We start from the raw sequence: 1,717 nt of genomic DNA on the forward strand, positions 1-1,717 counted from the left end.
GTGCGGTAGGGGCGGGGCCGGTAGGGACAGCGGCGGCAGTGGCAGCGGCGGCGGCGCGGTAGGGACGGCGACGCGGTAGGGACGGCGCGGCCGATCGGGTGAATCCGGCCGCCGGGTACTTACTTCAGCGGTTGACAGTTTGCGACAATTGATCGAGGGCGGGTGTCCCCCGGAGTAGGGGCGGGGTGTGTTGGGGGCAAGCGAAAATCAGCGATCGCGCGCGGCCGATCAGCACGCGGCCGATCAGCACGCGGCCGATCAGCACGCGACCCATCAGCGTCCGGCCGATCAGCGCGCCGCAGCCCCCGGCGGCAGCAGCGGCAGCCCCGCAGTCGGCCCGCCCTCGATCAGCCGCCACAGCCGCTCGGTGTCCAGGTGCTCCTGCACCGCGTCCCCGAGCCGGTCGAGCTGCTTCTCCCGCTCGGCCGCGAACGAGGTGGCCGGGTCCGGCACGAAGCGCAGGCCGCAGACCCGCGCGACCTCCGTCAGGTAGGCGCGGCGGAAGCCGTCGCTCTCCAGCGCGCCGTGCCAGATCGTGCCCCAGACCGCGCCGTCGCGGCAGCCTTCCAGGGCCGCGCCGCCGGCGTCGGTGAACAGCGGGTCGCCGCCGGTGACGTGGACCCGGCCGTTGTGGATCTCGTAGCCGGCCACCGGTTCGCCGAGGCCGAAACCCGTCGGGCGAGTCAGGGTTTTGACGGGATCGAAGACGGTGCGCACCGGCAGGAGTCCGAGCCCTGCGACGGTCCCCCGCCGCGACTCGACCTCGTCCTCGATCTCGGTGCCGAGCATCTGGTAGCCGCCGCAGATCCCCAGGACCGGCCGCCCCTCGGCCACGCGCTTGGCCAGCACCGCGTCCAGGCCGCGCTCGCGCAGCCACGCCAGGTCCGCGACCGTCGACTTCGTCCCCGGCAGCACCACCAGGTCCGCCGACGCCACCGCCGAGGCCGACGCCGTGAACTCCACGTCCACGCCCGGCTCGATCGCCAGCGCGTCCACGTCCGTGAAGTTCGAGACCCGCGGGAAGCGCACCACCGCGACCCGCAGCCGGGCCCCGCCGGGCGCGCCGTCGGACCCGCCGGCGCCCGCCGCGTACGCCTCGATCGGCAGCGCGTCCTCGGCGTCCAGCCGGATCCCCGGCAGCCACGGCACGACGCCCAGCACCGGCCGCCCGGTGAAGCCCTCGATCTGCCGCAGCCCGGGGGTCAGCAGCGAGGGATCGCCGCGGAACTTGTTGATGATGAACCCTGATATGAGCCGCTGATCCTCGGCGTCCAGCAACGCGACGGTCCCGTGGAACGCCGCGAACACCCCGCCCCGATCGATGTCCCCGACCACCACCACCGGCATCCCCAGCGGCCGGGCCAGCCCCATGTTGACCAGGTCCCCGTCGCGCAGGTTGATCTCGGTCGGCGAGCCGGCGCCCTCGCACACCACCACGTCGAACCGCGACTTCAAGTCCTGATACGACGCCAGCACCGCCTCCCGCAGCCGGGGCTTCAGCTCCTGGTAGGAGGTCGCCGAGGCCTGGCCGAACACCTTGCCCAGCAACACCACCTGGCTGCTGCGGTCACTGCCCGGCTTGAGCAGCACCGGGTTCATCGCCACTTCCGGCTCGACCCCGGCGGCCTGCGCCTGCATCACCTGAGCGCGCCCGATCTCGGCGCCGGCCATGGCCGAAGCCCCGGCCCCGGCACCGGCCTCCGCACCAACCCCGACC

General features: G+C 73.6%; 1 protein-coding gene. It reads right to left on the reverse strand.

Annotated features, from left to right (window positions below):
• Positions 1-288: 288 nt before the first annotated feature.
• Positions 289-1,671: a cobyric acid synthase gene (locus KGQ19_RS48495; RefSeq protein ID WP_368862276.1), complete on the reverse strand. Its 1,383-nt coding sequence runs from the start codon at positions 1,669-1,671 to the stop codon at positions 289-291.
• Positions 1,672-1,717 lie beyond the last annotated feature (46 nt).

It is taken from the genome of Catenulispora pinistramenti, assembly GCF_018274385.1.
GTDB classification, from domain to species: Bacteria; Actinomycetota; Actinomycetes; order Streptomycetales; family Catenulisporaceae; genus Catenulispora; species Catenulispora pinistramenti.